The sequence below is a fragment of the Brevibacillus sp. MS2.2 genome (assembly GCF_013284345.1).
GTDB classification, from domain to species: domain Bacteria; phylum Bacillota; class Bacilli; order Brevibacillales; family Brevibacillaceae; genus Brevibacillus; species Brevibacillus brevis_C.
In genome coordinates this window covers 1-15,420 of record NZ_JABSUZ010000051.1, presented here as the reverse complement: position 1 = coordinate 15,420, position 15,420 = coordinate 1, and the positions used below count along the sequence as shown (strand labels likewise).

Sequence of the window (15,420 nt, the reverse complement as noted above, 5' to 3'; positions counted from 1 at the left end):
TTTTAGGCGATGCATGAAAACTGTGTCAATGGACAATCGCGAACTTGTCTTTGTACATTTACGCTAATACTTTTAGGACTTCATCGACCTTTTTTCCGTTGGCGATCACACCGTGATTCATCCAGGTCATGAAATCCACCTGATACGCCCGATTGCTTTGGACAGCAGGAAGCGCTTGCCACACGGGATGGTTGAGCTGTAGCTGTTCGGCACCTGGTTTTCCCTCATGCCATTTGTCAAAGGCGAAAAAAATATGATCAGCATCCAGCGTAGACAGCTCTTCCCACGATACCCCTTCTCTCACCTGCTTGGCAAATTGTTTTATTACGAAAGGAGCCGGCTCCATTTCCAGATCTTGAAACAAAACCTGCGATGTGTAGTTTTTCTCCACGAGGATTTGATCAGCCGAGATGCGCAAGAAGGCTATCTTCTGCCCTTTGAGACTGCGTCCTATCACATTTTTGGCAGCTCTTACTTTTTGTTCATACTGCTCTATTGACTGCTCTGCCAATTCGCTTCGGCCCAACCGATCACCGAGGGTACGCAATGTTTTTCGCCACTCAGGACCGAACTGCCGAATCACGCATGTAACGGCAATCCGGGCACATTTGGCATACACATCCGCCTTCCAGCCTGTACACTCCCGAAGCATAATGACATCTGGGGCACGACTGGACAAGAGCTGCACGTCATCTGTCAGCACATCGTACGTCGGTACATCATGTAGGCCCAAATAGTCCTGCTTGCCCCAATATGTATGCGCCCATTGAACGACGGGTCGAATGCCAAGGGCCAGCAAATAATCCTCCATATAAAGAGAGACGACTCGTAAATCATCCCGATGGATGTTGCGATATTTACCTGGCGCGAGCCCTACACGCTGCTTGAAACGACGATTGAAGTAATACTCACTGTTGAAACCGACGTTTTGGGCAATCTCGTTGATCCGATCACCTGTCATGAGCAGGAGTTGCTTCGCCCGATTGATCCGCAGTTGATTCATGTAATCGAGCGGTATCTCTCCCGTCATTTCCTTGAAGAGCTGCGTATACCGCCAACGTGGAACATTCGCTTCCTGTGCTAGCTGGTCTACGGTCAGCGCCTCTTGATAGTGCTCCTCTACATACGCAATTGAACGTTCAACAGCCCGCCTCGGGTCCAAACTTGTATTGCCTGGTACATTTTGGAGGGCCAAAACGCATAGCAATTCCTCAAACCGCACGTGATTATAGAATCGTTGCAGCGCCTCCGTGGCATCCCGATGCTTGTAAATCTCCGCAATCAATTCAACGACACGTGAAAAAGGCGTACAGGTCAACTCCCCCATACAGAAAAAAGCCTCGGAAGCTTGCTCCTCCATCGGAGCTCCCGTGTGGACGACACGAAAAGTCAGATAATAGTAGTCGAGAACGTGACTCGTGCAACTGATCCAAACGTTCTGACGCGGTGCTGCAATCCAGCAACGCTCCCGAGAGAACCGATATGTCGATGATTCGATTTCAATGAGCCCCTCTCCGTCTGTTGCTACAATCATCGCGTAGTCTTCCGGCTCTTGATAGTCCTGCCATCTTTCCACATTTACTTTTTGCATGGACGTCATTGCGAAAAATGATGGTGGAGATAGCTTGGCCCTGGATGCTTCGTTATTCATCTCCCTCACCCTTTTCTTGAGAATGATTATCATTTACTATTATAATGAGTAAACATCCCGACGGCAAGCTCCACAAATGAAAAAGAAAGCGCATCAATCAAAATGACACGCTTTCTCTCTTGAACTCGATTACTTTACAAACGCTTTGACCAAATCGTCTGCCTTCTTCATATTGGCCAGCATGGCACCAGATTGCCAATGTGTCCGCTCCATTGGGTAGACATGACCTTTTTTCACAGCAGGAACCGATTTCCAGATCGGGCTCTCCAAAATCTTGAGCGCATCCTTGTTTTCTTCCGAAGTCCACGTGCCGTTCGACGGGAACACAATGATATGGTCTGCATCAATAGCCGGGATAGCTTCTTCTGATAACACCACGTGCGTTTCTTGATTTTTGGCAGCAGAATACGGCGTAAGTCCCAGCTCCTTATAGAGCATGCCTGTGTAAACATTGCTATCTCCGAAAAGGGCCAAATTCGGCTTATTTCCCACATTCAAACGAATGACGGCCACCGTTTCGTTGCCAATTGCCTTTTCTAGCTTTGCCTTGGTATCCGCAATTTTCTCATTGTACTTTTGGATCGCTTCGTCTGCTTTTTCTGGAACACCTAGGACCTCGGCGATTTTCTTGAGTCTTCCAATCGTGTCGTTACGGAGTTCATCCGGTAGCTTGTACGTAGGGGCTACCTTGCTGAATTCCTCGTATTTCTTGGGATCAGCGTAGCCATCCACAATGATGATATCCGGGTTGGCTGCAAGTAACGCTTCAATACTTCCTGTAATATCAAAAAGCGGCACGTCCAGACCGAGGTAATCCTGTTTGCCCCACGCCGGGTGATACCACTGGACAACGGGAGTCACACCCAGTGCTGTCAAGAAGTCCTCCTGATAAATCGCCGCTACCCGCTCTGGCTTTACCGGAATCTCTACATCGCCATAGGCGTCTTTCACCACTTTGGTTTTCGCAGCCTTGTTCTCCGTCGATGCTGGTTGCTCTGTCGATGCTTTCTGCTCAGTGGATGTTGGCTCCGCTGCTTTTTCTGTACACGCAGTTAACACGAGCATCATGATCAACATTAATGCTATCATTGCCACTCCTGCATTCCGAACCGTTCTGACCATCTTTCTACCCTCTCTCGCATCTGTTGATGATTATCGAATTGATATTCATTCTCACTATTTGCATTCTGATCATATTTGTTTCCTCTCTATCTGACAATGCATTTTCTCCACTATTTTTTGTCCAAACTCTACAACGGTCCGTGTGAAATCCTTCCCTTTGTACAAAATCAATGATGGGTATCTGACGTTTGTCCATTGAGCTGGTAAGCTATATCTGATAATGATTATCATTGAAAACAAACAGATTCAAACGACTACTGGGGGAAAATGAAAATGAACCAAATGCGCAGTATAAGCGGAACGCTAGGAATCTTCGTACTGGCTGGCAGCTTGCTCATCGGATGCAGTCCATCTGCTTCTCAGACAACGAGCGAAGCGAACAGCGCGGCAAGTCAGAAAAACCAGACGCGACCATATACGGATTATCTCGGGCATGCAGGCAACATCCCGGTCTCTCCCGCACAAATCATCTATTCCGGTGAGACATTTGGCGATATGCTCGCGTTGGGCGTGAAGCCGATTGGGGGATTCGGGTACGCCAACCAAATCTTTGAAGACCAACTGCACGATGTCGAGAATGTCGGTTTTCCCATTAATCTCGAAAAGGTTCTGGAATTACAGCCCGACCTGATTATCCATGCAAATACCGAAGAAAAAGAATATGAACAGCTAGCCAAAATCGCCCCTACCGTCATTTTTGATACATTCGCGCCTTTGGAAGAACGGATGACCCAGCTCGGTGATATTCTTGGGAAACCGGAAGCAGCTACCAAATGGCTTGATGATTACAAGCGCAAATCGGAGGAGATGTGGAAGAAGCTGAAGGAGTCTGGCATCATGAAAGAAGGAGAAACCGCCTCTGTCTTTACCTATTATCCGGGTGATCGGCTATTTGTCATGGCAAGAACAGGGCTTTCCCAAGTCCTCTACGATACAAATGGATTCAAGCCCACCGCGCCCATTCAGGAAATACTCGATGCACAAAAAGGATTTGAACTCATCTCTGTAGAACGTTTGCCCGAAATAGCGGGAGATCGTATTTTCATTCTGAACACTTCGAGCGAGGAAGCTGAGAAATCAACGCAGGAGCTGCTAAAATCACGCATCTGGAGAGACCTGCCTGCTGTTAAAAACGGATCTGTCTACTTTATCGACATCGAAAAATCTAGCAGTGATGCCACAACAAGAGAATGGCTCCTGCAAAAGATTCCTGAAATCCTGGCGAAGTAATGAAACGAGAGAAGCTTTTCAACAATGATTGAAAAGCTTCTTTCTTTTGTATACGAATGATAAAATGAATGATAATGATTCTCATAAAAAAGGATGGTACAACCGATGCTGCATTCTATACCACCTCAGCCCCTGCTCGGTTCCCTTCATTTTCAGTTGTGTAAAGTAGAGCGGACGGCTAGTCCTTTCCCCACTCCCTTCCATACCCTGCTCTTCTTCACAAAAGGTTACGGCAGCCTCCGTATTCACGACCAAACGATTTCACCTTTGGCAGGAAAGTGTTTTTTGCTATCACCGTCTACTCCTTTTGCTATCGAATCCTTGTACGATAGCGCGATTGATTGCTACCAAATCTCGTTTACCATCATCCAGTTCGATGCAAACAATAGTCCCCAATCTTACCCATACGCACTGCTAGGTGGTCGTATCGAGCTGTCCGCTCACCCCTCTTCCCGGCTTTTGCGCTTATGTGACGCTTTGCTTTTGGGCCGTTCCACTTCTTCTGAAATGGACAGCTTTTGGCAGCAATTGCGGTTCCAGAAGCTGCTCGGTTTTTTGCTGGAGCAAAATCTCTCTCCTGACATTACCCCTAGCAAGAGCAAAGAGGTCGAGAACAGCATTCGTTATATCCAGCAAAATTATCAAGAGAACATAACGGTCAAGCAGTTGGCACAACTGGCCAATGTGCCATCGTGGCAGTACACGCTGCTCTTTCGCCAGTTGACGGGTAAAAAGCCTTTGGAATATGTGACCGAGCAGCGTATTCATCATGCGAAAAAGCTCTTGAAAAGCTCGAACGATTCATTGCGGGACATCGCCTCGCAGGTCGGCTTCACGGATGAGTATTATTTCAATCGTCGCTTTCGAAAGTCGACCGGTTATACGCCAAGGCAATATTCCAGGCTGACTCACCGCATGGAGCTCGTGCAGGACTGGGCCGGTCATGAGGTAGAGATCCCCCTTCAGCCACAACGTATCATTTATATTGGGGAGACCTTTAATGATTTGCTCGCGCTCCAGGTGGAAAATATCATCGGTGGGAATTTTACCTGGATGGAACGAACGATCTACCGAGACAGGGTAAGACACATGCAGGATATCGCCTTTCCCGTTGACTATGATCATTTGACGACATTGAAGCCAGATCTAATCATTTTCGCGAACGCGGAAGAAGACAAATACAAGCAGATGAGCCGGATTGCCCCAACGCTCGCCTTTCATTCATTTGCTTCGCTGGAGGAACGGTTACATACACTCGGAGATTGGCTGGGGAAAAAGGATGAGGCGCGAGAATGGCTCAGGAAATATCACACGAATGCTACTACTATGTGGAATCAGCTACGCTCCGAGCTTGTGCCGGGTGAGACTGCATCCGTCTTTATCCATGAGCATGGCGGGCGTCTGTTCGTAATGGGCACTTCAGGACTTTCCTCCGCCCTTTACCATCCAAACGGTTTTTCTCCTGTGGATAAAATTCAAGAAGTACTGCAAGCTGGCTACGGTTTTATCGAAATTCGAGAGGAGGACATCCCCCTGTACGCAGGTGATCGGATTTTTATGCTGCTGTCCGAAGACCCCGAATCGCGTCAGGCTACCGCCGCATTCATACAAAGTGAAAGGTGGCACAGTCTGCCTGCCGTTCAAAACGGCTATGTCTATTTTGTAGAAGCGCAAAAATGGAATTACGGCGCTGCTCTTACCAGAGAGAGATTGCTGCATATGCTGCCACGTTTGCTGCGCCATTCTTCCTGAAGCAAACAGGCCAGCTTCCCTGTCGTGGGGAATCGCTGGCCTGCTCACTACTACTCCTCTGCTACCATCCATGCTACATTTTTTGCTTGGAGTCCTTTATTCCATTCTGCTGGTGCTGCCGTATCGCTGATCACGATGTCAACCTCTCCCAAGTCTGCGATCTTGCACAATGTGCTGACCCCGATTTTGGAGTGGTCCGCTAGCACAATACTTTCATTGGCATTTTCGATGAAACAACGGGCGAGTTCCGTTCGATCCGGCTCATAGCAGGTCAAGCCTTTTTGGAGCAAGATGCCGTCTGCCGCGATAAACGCCTTGTCCACATAAAATTGTTTCATCATCTTCTCTGCATAGGTCCCGCTTACCCGATGATGCTTGGCGCTCACCTTTCCACCCAGGAAGTAGATGTCTGCCGCAAGCATTCCATTGTTTTGGTACTCGATTAATCGATTCAGCGCCGTGATCGAGCTAGTGAGGATCGTCAAATCTTTTTTCGTCTCGAGAAAGCTGATCATTTGCAAAGTCGTTGTCCCTTCATCGATGACAATGGTATCGCTGTCTTGCACCAAGTCCGCCGCCAGCCGCCCAATTCGTTTCTTTTCTTCCGCTCGCAAGACTTCACGGGCAAAATGAGAGGGCTCAGAGCGCTCCACTGTCAGCTTTACTGCCCCGCCATAAACGCGCTTCAGTTTTTTCTCCGCCTCCAGCTCTTCCAAATACCTGCGGATCGACTCAGACGAGACTTGCAGCTTTTTGACCAGTTCATTGGTCCGCACCTTGCCATTGGAATTGATCAACTGCAAAATGATTTGCTTACGCTCTTCCCCGAACAACGACACGCCGAATGTCCCCCTATATCGTACTTTACGTCATTTCGATCTTCTCGCCATGGATGTAAATCTGACGTTTTGTCAGCTCATGAAAAATCACAGCCGGATCAAATGCTTCTTCTGGTGTTATGACGCCAACAGCTTTTACGTTTCCTTTTGCGATCTGCTCAGTCGCAATCGCCAGCGGGATTCCTACGTTGCGGGTATAGGCGCGCAGCCCAGCCCAGTCAGCTACAGAGCCGTCTGATGCCGGATGTGTATGGTACAGGACGTGTCCGACTTTGCGACCGTCCTTGGTACCTGTTACCTCGACATGAAGCGAATACCCGTATAATGCCGTCTCTTTTCCCTCTCTAGAATTGTAGAGGTATTGGGAGATACAATCAAGGATTCCCACCTTTGTTTCCCCTACCATGATGGGGTCGTTCCGCAAAAAGCCATAATCATAGAGGGCTTTGACCAGCTCCATGTTTTGCTTCGGCCATGTTCCCCGCACCTCGATCAGCTTTACCCCTTTTGGAGACAAAGCCTGTGCGAGCGTTTTTGTCTCTGCATGTGGAATGATGTACTGAATTGTTTTTCCATACGGCTCAGGAAGCTTTATTTCGCGTGGGCGAGCAAATGGCGGGACTTGAATGAACGCGCCATTTTCATAGACGACGCGCCCTGGCAAATCTGGATCATACTCATAGGTCGTCGTCTCTGTGATCGATTTGGAAAAGGCAATCGGGCGAAAGGAGCCGTGGCTGACGCGGACTTCGTCGACTTCATCGAGCTGGTTCGCTGCATGCATCGCCATCATTTGGGTCAGTCCAGGCGTCATGCCAAAGCCAGGCAGGCAGGTCTTCCCATGAGCGCGGAAGATCGCATCCGATGCGTTTTCTTCCCCAAACCCGTTCAAATTGATGCCATGGCAGCCAGCCTCCGCAATCGCAGCAGTAGACAGACCGTTCAGTGTGATGGTGGTTCCGTCCATGACGATGTCGTATCCGCGCATTTTTTGGACCGTATCCGCATGATCGCGTACATTTACCGGTACAAAATCTACGCGTGGATCGTTCAGCCACTCGACTACCTTGCGACCTTCTTCTTCATTAAAATCGCCGATCGTAATCTGCTCAAAATCCGAATGCATCACGAGATCGAGCACAGCTTCCCGACAAATATTTCCCGCTCCACCCAAGCAAAACACTTTCATCACGCTAGCCTCCTATTATTTACTCCAGCCAGAAACGATTGTTTTCCATTGCTGCGATTAATCTCTCGATATCCTCTGGGTAAACCTCTCCGATATTGCCAATCCGAAACGTGTCCGCTTGCGAGATTTTGCCCGGATAAATGACGAAGCCTGCCTGCTTTAGCCGCTCATACAACTGTGCGAAGGTGAATGCTTCGCTATCAGGAAAATAAAAGGAAGTAATGAAGGGCGATTGCGATTCTTTTGGCAACAGGATGCGAAAACCGTTGCGCTCCATGCCTTCTGCGAGTAGCTGCTGATTTCGCTGGTAACGCTCGTACCGTTTTTCAACTCCCCCTTCTGCCTCAAGCTCTATCAGGGCTTGATAAAAGGCGCGCACGACATGAGTCGGAGAAGTATAGCGCCACTTTCCGTTTTGCTCCTCCATCGTCTTCCATTGGCTGTACAAATCGAGGGACAATGTACGGGCGATCCCTTTGCATTTGATGAGCGCAGACGTTTTAGCAATGACAAAGCCGAAGCCAGGCACACCTTGGATGCATTTGTTTGCGCTTGAGATCAGGAAGTCGATTGAGAGCGCTGCTGCGTCCATTGGAATGCCACCGAAGCTGCTCATCGCATCTACGATATAGACTTTTCCGTACTTCTTGGCGACTTCTCCAATTTCTTTGATGGGATTGAGCATGCCCGTAGTTGTTTCTGAATGCACGACAGCCACATGCGTGATCGTTGCATCCGCCGCTAATCTCTGCTCCAATGCCTCTGCATCGGCTTTTGTCACTTCGCCAAAATCAATGACCTCCGTCGCGATTCCATGGACTTGTGCCATTTCCACGATCCGATCCCCGTAGGCGCCATTCGTCAAGACGAGCAGCTTGCCGTCTGCGGGAATCGCACTGCTCACCACCGCTTCCACACAAAAGGTCCCGCTGCCTTGCATCAAAACGCTCGTATACTCCTCTACCTGCGAGGTTGCCAATCGGACGAGCTTCTGACGGATTGCCTGTACCAGTTCATTGTAATCACGATCCCACGTGCACCAATCTCGGAGCATTGCTTCGCGTACGGTTGTGGAAGTGGTCAATGGTCCGGGGGTGAGCAACAAGTACGGATTATCGGTTGATCTTGTCTGATTCATGGTCTCTCTCCTCCTGCATGACGCATCTCGATCTTTTTCAGCACCTCATCCAAGCATCCGATCTCCTCGATCACGTAGTGCGCACCCGCCGCCATCAGTCGTTCTGTTGCGATAGCCAGCCTTTTATCCAGCTCTTCCTGTGGCATACTCGTCACTTCCTCCAAGGACAGGCCAAGCTCGCTTCCACCCTTCAGAACGCCAACGGTCCACATCCCGGCGTTTCTTCCTTCTTTCATATCGCTTGTCGTATCACCGACTTTGACCATCTCGTTCATTGGATATACGTCCAGCAGGATCGCATTTTGATAGCACATCCATGGATATGGACGTCCAGCAGGCACTTCACTTGGAGTGACAAGTGCATCTGGTTCGTAGCCCTGTTGTTTAGCCGATGCTGCAACGACGTTCATCATTTCCCTCGTGTAGCCTGTGGTCGATCCGATTTTGATTCCTTGCTCGCGCAGTCGCCCTACCAATTCCATTGCTCCCGGAACAGGAGTGGCATACTCGTGCAGCGTCGCCATCAGCATCGGTTCGAAGTCGGCGTACAATTCGTCCACATCCGCTTCATTCGGAAGTCGACCGTAACGCTCTTGCCATAGCGCTGCTACCCGCTCCATTTTGCACAGCGCCTGGATATGATCGCGCTTGAGCATCCCCATCGGTTCGCGCGCTTCTGCTGCTGTCAGCTCAATCCCCCGTTTTTTGAACACCTGCAAAAAGACAGCTAAAGGAGCGAAACATCCGTAATCTACCATCGTTCCTGCCCAATCAAATACGACTGCTTTCATGCTTTATGCCACCTGACCTTTCTCTTGGTAGGACCCTGTTGTCCGCTTGCGAAGTTTGGATGCGATCCATTCTGCACCAGCACGTGCGATGATGTTGAGGAAGACGATCAATACCGACATCGCTGCTGCTGGAGCCACATCCCCTGCGTCATCCATATTGACGATGGAGACAGATGCCAACTTGAAATCCGCTGCGTACAGAAAAACAACTGCCGAGATCGTCACCATCGAGTTGATGAAAAAGTACACCGCCATCTCGACAATCGCCGGCATACAGACGGGAATCGTGACGCGCCACAATAGCTTTGTCTGCGAGACCCCCATGGACTCTGCCGCTTGCTCGAACTCGGGATCGAGCTTTTTCAACGCGCTCGTTGCTGTGATAAAGCCGACTGCGAAAAAATGAATGACGTTTGCCAAAATCAAAATCCAGATCGTTCCGTACATGCTGTGAAATGGATTCGACGGATTATTGAAGAAGAAAATGTACGCTAGCCCAATGACCATCCCCGGCAATGCCAGCGGGAGAATCGACAGGAAGTATCCAGCTTGGCGAAGCCCCTTCCACACTTGGGATTTTTCAATCGTGTACGCGGTAATAAACGTGACCGCCGTCCCGATCACTGCCGTCAGCAAGGCGACGAGAATGCTGTTCCACAGTGGCTCAATCCCTTCTCCGGCTACGTTGGAAAAGTCGTAATGATCCAAGCCGAAAGTCAGATTGTACGGCCATACTTTGATGAAAGAAGCCAGTACCACCGCAGCCATGAGAAGCAGCAAAAATCCGCTGACACTCACACAAAGGATGAAGTAAAACAAGTCGCGCAAACGATTTTCTTTGATTCGATACGGCTTGGATTTGGCTGTTACAGCCGCGTGCTGCTTCCGCTCAACAATCCGGTCCACGACAAACGCCACGAGAGCGGGAATGATCAAAAGCAGCCCAACTGTTGCGCCCATCGTCATATTTTGCTGACCGATAACCTGCTTGTAGACGTCTGTCGCCAGTACGGAAAACTGTCCGCCGACAACCTTTGGTGCTCCGAAGTCAGTAAACGAGAGAGTAAAACAGACAAAGCAGGCGCTGACGATACCGTATTTCACGCTGGGAATCGTCACTACAAAAAACTTGCGCCAATGGTTCGCTCCGAGCGTATCCGCCGCTTCGTACAGCTGATAGTCGGCAAAAGCAAGGGAAACAGCGAGAATCAAATACGCTTGCGGGAATACATAAACGATCTCCGCCAAAATAATCCCCACCGGGCCGTACAGATCGATGTCCCATTGAAACGGGAGCAATCCGAAGATCCCTGTCGTCACCAGCCCTTGATTCCCAAAAAGGTAAGTCAGGGCGATTCCGTGCATCATCGTGGGCGCAAACAGCGGCAGCAGCGCGATCGCCCGAAAGGCTCGTTTTCCGCGAATCCCGCTACGCGTCAAGGCATACGCGAACAGAAAAGCGAGTGTGACTGCGATCAGCGTCGTCATCGCAGAAATATACAAGGTGTTATTCAGCGACCCTGCCAATGCTGGGGTGGAAAAGTACGTAACGAAATTGTCCAGGCCGATGAACTGACCGTTCTTGTTATAGAATGCTTTGGAAAACAACTGGCCAAGTGGCAACAGAACACTCGCTGACAATCCAAGAACGACGAGAGCGATGAGCCACTTTTGCATGGCTTTTCCATCGAAGATCGATGTCATTTCCTTCATGCTGCTCACCCCTGTTCCTCTATGGCTGGCGCATGCTCAAAGGTCAGCAAATTCTCCAGCGGAAACTCCAGCCACACCTTTTTGCCTCGGGCAATTCCAAGTCTTTGTGCCTCGGCCGCTATCAAATCGATTGTCAGAAGCTCTTTTTTTATCTGGCCTACCTCTTGCCATTCCAGAAAGATTCGGTAAAAAGCACCGCGAAATTCTATCTCGGAAATTGTCGCAGGTATGGCGCATTCGGATTCTTGCTGCAAAAGCCGCACATGCTCCGGTCTGATCGCAAGTAAGCGATTCGGATCAGATTGTGCCTTCTCAAAGCGACTGTACTCAAAAAAGTTGATCGCTCCGATAAAATCAGCAACAAACGGAGTGGCTGGTTTGTTATAGATCTCCTCGGGTGTGCCTACCTGAACGACCTCGCCGTGATCCATGACGACGATCTTGTCAGCCATGGTCAATGCCTCATCCTGGTCATGGGTGACCATCACTGTTGTCATGCCGTACTGCTCATGCAAACGCCGAATCTCCCGGCGCAGCTTTTGTCTTACCTTTGCATCTAATGCGGATAGTGGTTCATCTAAAAGCAGGACATCCGGCGATAGTGCAATCGCTCGGGCCAAGGCAATTCGCTGCTGTTGACCGCCTGAGAGCTGGCTGGGATATTTGGCGGCGGCATGAGACAAATCCACCATGTCTAGCGCCTCTTCTACTTTGGCTGCGATCTCTTTTTTCGCTAGCTTCTTTTCTTGCAGGCCAAAGGCAATGTTTTCAGCAGCCGTCAAATTGGGAAACAAGGCGTACGACTGGAACATCATCGCAATGTTTCGTTTTGCTGGTGGCAGGGAAGTAATCTCCCTGCCTCCCAGGATCATCTTGCCTGTCGTCGGCTGCTCCAATCCAGCCAGCATTCTCAGTAATGTCGTTTTACCGCAGCCACTGGGACCGAGCAGACAAACAAATTCATTCTTGTCAATTTCGATGGAAATGTGCTCCAATGCGGCAAACAAACCAAAGCGTTTACTGACCCCTTGAATGGATAGATAGGATTGTGTCATGCTGTTCTCCTCGCTGCTTACTTGGGTTCGCTCTTAGTCGCGTATCGTTTTTCCCACTCCGCCAAAACGTTGTCTCGATTTTGTGCGGCTTGATTCAAGTCGAGCTTGATCAATTGCTTGATCGGATCTACTGCGTAGCCTTCTGGGAGTGTCGCGCCTTCTTGCTTGACACTGACGATAGCAAAGTTCTGATTATAGGCTTTCATGACTTCATCGGAGATGGCCCAGTCCAAGAACAGCTTGGATTCTGGTTTGATCGCACTCTTTTTGATTAAGGCATTCGCCTCTACATCCCAACCCGAGCCTTCTGTTGGAAAGACGACTTCAACGGGTGCGCCTTTTTTCTTCTCGGTAATCGAACGGTAGCCAAAGGAAATACCGATTGGATATTCGCCCGATGCAGCCATTTTCGCTGGCTTCGAGCCGGAATGCGTGTAGATGGCCATATTTTCATGCAGCTTGTCGAGGTACGCCCAGCCTTCTTTCTCCCCTTTTAGTTGCATGATTCCGTTAATGGTGAGAAGCCCAGTTCCCGAGGACGCTGGATTTGGCATCACGATCAATCCTTTGTACTCCGGCTTGATCAGGTCTTCGTATGAGCGCGGAATAGGCAAATTGCGTTTTTCGAGCTCTTTGGTATTGACCGCGACCGCAGTCTCCCACGCATCGATTCCTACCCAGCTTGCAGGTTCCTTCGAATCCTTAAACTCCGGGGAAACCTTCTCGATTCCTTTTGGCGAATAGCCTTCAAGCATGCCTTGCTGTTCGAGTACAAGCAGGCTTGTCGCTGCTGTTCCCCATACGACGTCCGCTTGTGGATTGTCTTTTTCCGCCAGCAGCTTTGCTGTGATGATCCCTGTAGAATCGCGGACAATATTGACCTTTACATCTGGATATTTCGCTTTAAAGGATTCCAAATACGTTTTGATCTGGTCATCCTCCAGAGCTGTATAAACCGTAATCTCTCCTGAGGCGTTTGTACTTTCCTTTGTGGAAGCTTGTGTGTTTGGTTGTGATACTGGTGCTTGTCCACACCCTGCTAAAAACGCGATTGATAGAACGGAAGCAAGTAAAGGATAATGCCATTTCTTCATGAGAACCTCTCCTCTTTGCGGAATGTTCATTTCTTGGTTCCTACGAAACCAATCTTACGGGGAAAATATTAAGCGGATATGAACGTAACGTAAATTGATTGTTTTTATGTGTGTTTAGTTGTGTTTTGTTTGTTTTAGGAGATTCCTTGGGAGAGTAGAAAACGCAACTGGGTAATAAAGGAAAAACAAGGTGTATGTCGAAGTTACAAATGCCTCATTTTTATCATGCAAAGGGGGATATGAGTATGAACTTGAAGGTGGAACCGTTAGACTTGCAAATGGCGGATATATCAAGGTCTAAATGGCAGGAGGTTAAAGCTGAGGAACTTGACATGGAAAATGTCAGCTTGGCGAAGACCAGAATGAATAACGTAAATATAAGTCAAATGACTTTGAATGATGTGAATATGAGTGGAATCAAAATCTCTAACACAAACTTGTCAGGTGCAGGCATTCAGCATGCGAATTTCAGCCACGCTGTTATTGACCACGTCCATTTGTTTGGAACAGAATTTCACAATGTGGTTCTTCCTATGGAGGGAGACGGAAATTATAATCCCGATGGGCAATACAAACCCGTAAGTTTTCATAGCTGTAATCTTTCAAATGGGCAATTCAGAAAGTACGTATGCACAAAAAAAGACTCAGTCATCCATTCTAGTAGCAAATGGGATGAGCTCAGTCTTTTATTTTTTCCTATCATCTACTGCAAAGCAGCCTCCACAGCCGCTTCTGCATGAATCGCAGTCGTATCAAATACCGGGACCGTGCAATCTTGGGCTGTGATCAATAGACCGATTTCCGTGCAGCCGAGGATGACTGCCTCAGCCCCTTCCTCGACCAATCGCTCAATGATCGCCTGGTAGGTACGTTTGGATTCTTCGCGAATGACCCCGACACACAGCTCATGATAAATGATGTCATGGACGAGTTTTCGCTCTTGTTCATCCGGCAGCAGTACCTCTAATCCATGAACATCACGCAGACGTCCTGTATAGAAATCCTGCTCCATCGTAAATCTCGTTGCAAGCAGTGCTACTCGCTTGTGCCCGTGGTTTTTGATCGCTTGGGCTGTCGCATCCGCGATATGCAGAAATGGCAAGCTGGTCGCTTCCTCGATAGCATACGCCAGCTTGTGCATCGTATTTGTACAGAGAACGATCAGGTCGGCTCCTGCCGCTTCCAGACTTTTCGCGGCACTCGCCATCCGCTCGCCTGCTTCTTCCCATCGTCCTTCTCGTTGCATTTCTTCGATCTCAGCAAAATCAACGGAATACAGGATGCTTTTTGCCGAATGCAAACCGCCCAGCCTCTCCTTAACGGTTTCATTGATCAAACGATAGTAGACCAAGGAGGACTCCCAGCTCATGCCGCCAATTAATCCGATTGTTTTCATCGTTCTCTACTCTCCTTTGTCGTGATCGTTGTCATTTGCGTTTTCCATCCCGCCTAACGAAAACGGGTCTGTAGCCGTTCATGCGCCTTTTTCGTACGCAACGAAGTATCCAACGGAATCCCTCGTCCTAGCGCGTCCGCTTCTGTTAACAAGGTTTCTTTTACACCATCCGCATTCAGTCCTAATGCCAGAGCCATCTTTTTGTAAAAAGAATAATAACTCTCTTTCTGTGCTGGACCGAGATGAAGCGTTCCGAGGTAAGAGCCGTGAAGCAATTCGTGGATAGCCTTCCCCACGTCTTCCACATGGACAAACGTCTTGTACAAATTACCTGACCGGCTTACTTCTCTGCCAGCTTCCAGGTCTGCACACATCGAAGCGACACGTTTATCCCATTGTCCAACCACATTACGACCATAAATCGGGCCTACTCGCACGATGACATGATTG

General features: G+C 49.0%; 14 protein-coding genes. 3 read left to right on the top strand and 11 right to left on the bottom strand.

The annotated features are described in order from the left end of the window. Positions 1 to 58 precede the first annotated feature (58 nt). On the bottom strand, positions 59 to 1,651 hold the full coding sequence (locus HP568_RS27515; protein WP_173630764.1) for an AraC family transcriptional regulator: 1,593 nt from the start codon (positions 1,649 to 1,651) through the stop codon (positions 59 to 61). A 129-nt stretch (positions 1,652 to 1,780) separates the two neighbouring features. Then, positions 1,781 to 2,773, bottom strand: coding sequence for an ABC transporter substrate-binding protein (locus HP568_RS27510; RefSeq protein ID WP_048034266.1), 993 nt, complete (start codon positions 2,771 to 2,773; stop codon positions 1,781 to 1,783). A gap of 273 nt (positions 2,774 to 3,046) precedes the next feature. Between HP568_RS27510 and HP568_RS27505 the strand changes: the two genes are divergently transcribed. Both HP568_RS27505 and HP568_RS27500 read left to right on the top strand, forming a co-directional pair. Continuing rightward, positions 3,047 to 4,003 (top strand): ABC transporter substrate-binding protein, encoded by a 957-nt coding sequence (locus tag HP568_RS27505; protein WP_173630763.1) that lies wholly within the window; start codon positions 3,047 to 3,049, stop codon positions 4,001 to 4,003. A gap of 105 nt (positions 4,004 to 4,108) precedes the next feature. Then, positions 4,109 to 5,755 (top strand): helix-turn-helix domain-containing protein, encoded by a 1,647-nt coding sequence (locus HP568_RS27500; protein WP_173630762.1) that lies wholly within the window; start codon positions 4,109 to 4,111, stop codon positions 5,753 to 5,755. A 50-nt stretch (positions 5,756 to 5,805) separates the two neighbouring features. On the opposite strand, the gene HP568_RS27495 is transcribed toward HP568_RS27500, so the two are convergent. From HP568_RS27495 to HP568_RS27465, 7 genes are read right to left on the bottom strand one after another with little or no spacing between them, the layout of a single operon-like run. Beyond that, positions 5,806 to 6,594, bottom strand: a complete 789-nt coding sequence (locus HP568_RS27495; protein WP_048034268.1) for a DeoR/GlpR family DNA-binding transcription regulator — start codon at positions 6,592 to 6,594, stop codon at positions 5,806 to 5,808. Positions 6,595 to 6,619: 25 nt separating this feature from the next. After that, complete coding sequence (locus tag HP568_RS27490; RefSeq protein ID WP_173630761.1) at positions 6,620 to 7,783, bottom strand: saccharopine dehydrogenase family protein; 1,164 nt, start codon at positions 7,781 to 7,783, stop codon at positions 6,620 to 6,622. A 19-nt stretch (positions 7,784 to 7,802) separates the two neighbouring features. Further along, positions 7,803 to 8,921, bottom strand: a complete 1,119-nt coding sequence (phnW, locus tag HP568_RS27485; RefSeq protein ID WP_173630760.1) for a 2-aminoethylphosphonate--pyruvate transaminase — start codon at positions 8,919 to 8,921, stop codon at positions 7,803 to 7,805. Continuing rightward, positions 8,918 to 9,712: a phosphonoacetaldehyde hydrolase gene (phnX, locus tag HP568_RS27480; RefSeq protein WP_173630759.1), complete on the bottom strand. Its 795-nt coding sequence runs from the start codon at positions 9,710 to 9,712 to the stop codon at positions 8,918 to 8,920. The genes phnW and phnX overlap by 4 nt, the downstream gene beginning before the upstream one ends. A gap of 3 nt (positions 9,713 to 9,715) precedes the next feature. After that, complete coding sequence (locus tag HP568_RS27475; protein WP_173630758.1) at positions 9,716 to 11,425, bottom strand: putative 2-aminoethylphosphonate ABC transporter permease subunit; 1,710 nt, start codon at positions 11,423 to 11,425, stop codon at positions 9,716 to 9,718. 5 nt (positions 11,426 to 11,430) lie between these two features. Beyond that, positions 11,431 to 12,480: a putative 2-aminoethylphosphonate ABC transporter ATP-binding protein gene (locus HP568_RS27470; protein ID WP_173630757.1), complete on the bottom strand. Its 1,050-nt coding sequence runs from the start codon at positions 12,478 to 12,480 to the stop codon at positions 11,431 to 11,433. 17 nt (positions 12,481 to 12,497) lie between these two features. Continuing rightward, positions 12,498 to 13,574 (bottom strand): putative 2-aminoethylphosphonate ABC transporter substrate-binding protein, encoded by a 1,077-nt coding sequence (locus tag HP568_RS27465; protein ID WP_048034273.1) that lies wholly within the window; start codon positions 13,572 to 13,574, stop codon positions 12,498 to 12,500. 245 nt (positions 13,575 to 13,819) lie between these two features. Between HP568_RS27465 and HP568_RS27460 the strand changes: the two genes are divergently transcribed. Beyond that, a complete protein-coding gene (locus HP568_RS27460; protein WP_254551568.1) occupies positions 13,820 to 14,314 on the top strand; it encodes a pentapeptide repeat-containing protein in 495 nt (164 codons plus the stop codon). On the opposite strand, the gene HP568_RS27455 is transcribed toward HP568_RS27460, so the two are convergent. Together HP568_RS27455 and HP568_RS27450 are read right to left on the bottom strand one after the other, a co-directional pair. After that, positions 14,278 to 14,970, bottom strand: coding sequence for an aspartate/glutamate racemase family protein (locus tag HP568_RS27455; RefSeq protein ID WP_048034274.1), 693 nt, complete (start codon positions 14,968 to 14,970; stop codon positions 14,278 to 14,280). The two genes, HP568_RS27460 and HP568_RS27455, sit on opposite strands and share 37 nt — an antisense overlap. A gap of 53 nt (positions 14,971 to 15,023) precedes the next feature. Beyond that, a partial coding sequence (locus HP568_RS27450) for a Rossmann-fold NAD(P)-binding domain-containing protein (protein ID WP_483862132.1) occupies positions 15,024 to 15,420 on the bottom strand: 397 nt, incomplete at its 5' end.

Coding starts and splice junctions, on each gene's coding strand:
- HP568_RS27510 (WP_048034266.1), bottom strand. CDS start 2,773: ATGGTCAGAACGGTTCGGAATGCAGGAGTGGCAATGATAGCATTAATG.
- HP568_RS27490 (WP_173630761.1), bottom strand. CDS start 7,783: ATGAAAGTGTTTTGCTTGGGTGGAGCGGGAAATATTTGTCGGGAAGCT.
- HP568_RS27460 (WP_254551568.1), top strand. CDS start 13,820: ATGAACTTGAAGGTGGAACCGTTAGACTTGCAAATGGCGGATATATCA.
- HP568_RS27465 (WP_048034273.1), bottom strand. CDS start 13,574: ATGAAGAAATGGCATTATCCTTTACTTGCTTCCGTTCTATCAATCGCG.
- HP568_RS27515 (WP_173630764.1), bottom strand. CDS start 1,651: ATGAATAACGAAGCATCCAGGGCCAAGCTATCTCCACCATCATTTTTC.
- HP568_RS27475 (WP_173630758.1), bottom strand. CDS start 11,425: ATGAAGGAAATGACATCGATCTTCGATGGAAAAGCCATGCAAAAGTGG.
- HP568_RS27505 (WP_173630763.1), top strand. CDS start 3,047: ATGAACCAAATGCGCAGTATAAGCGGAACGCTAGGAATCTTCGTACTG.
- HP568_RS27470 (WP_173630757.1), bottom strand. CDS start 12,480: ATGACACAATCCTATCTATCCATTCAAGGGGTCAGTAAACGCTTTGGT.
- HP568_RS27500 (WP_173630762.1), top strand. CDS start 4,109: ATGCTGCATTCTATACCACCTCAGCCCCTGCTCGGTTCCCTTCATTTT.
- HP568_RS27455 (WP_048034274.1), bottom strand. CDS start 14,970: ATGAAAACAATCGGATTAATTGGCGGCATGAGCTGGGAGTCCTCCTTG.
- phnX (WP_173630759.1), bottom strand. CDS start 9,712: ATGAAAGCAGTCGTATTTGATTGGGCAGGAACGATGGTAGATTACGGA.
- phnW (WP_173630760.1), bottom strand. CDS start 8,921: ATGAATCAGACAAGATCAACCGATAATCCGTACTTGTTGCTCACCCCC.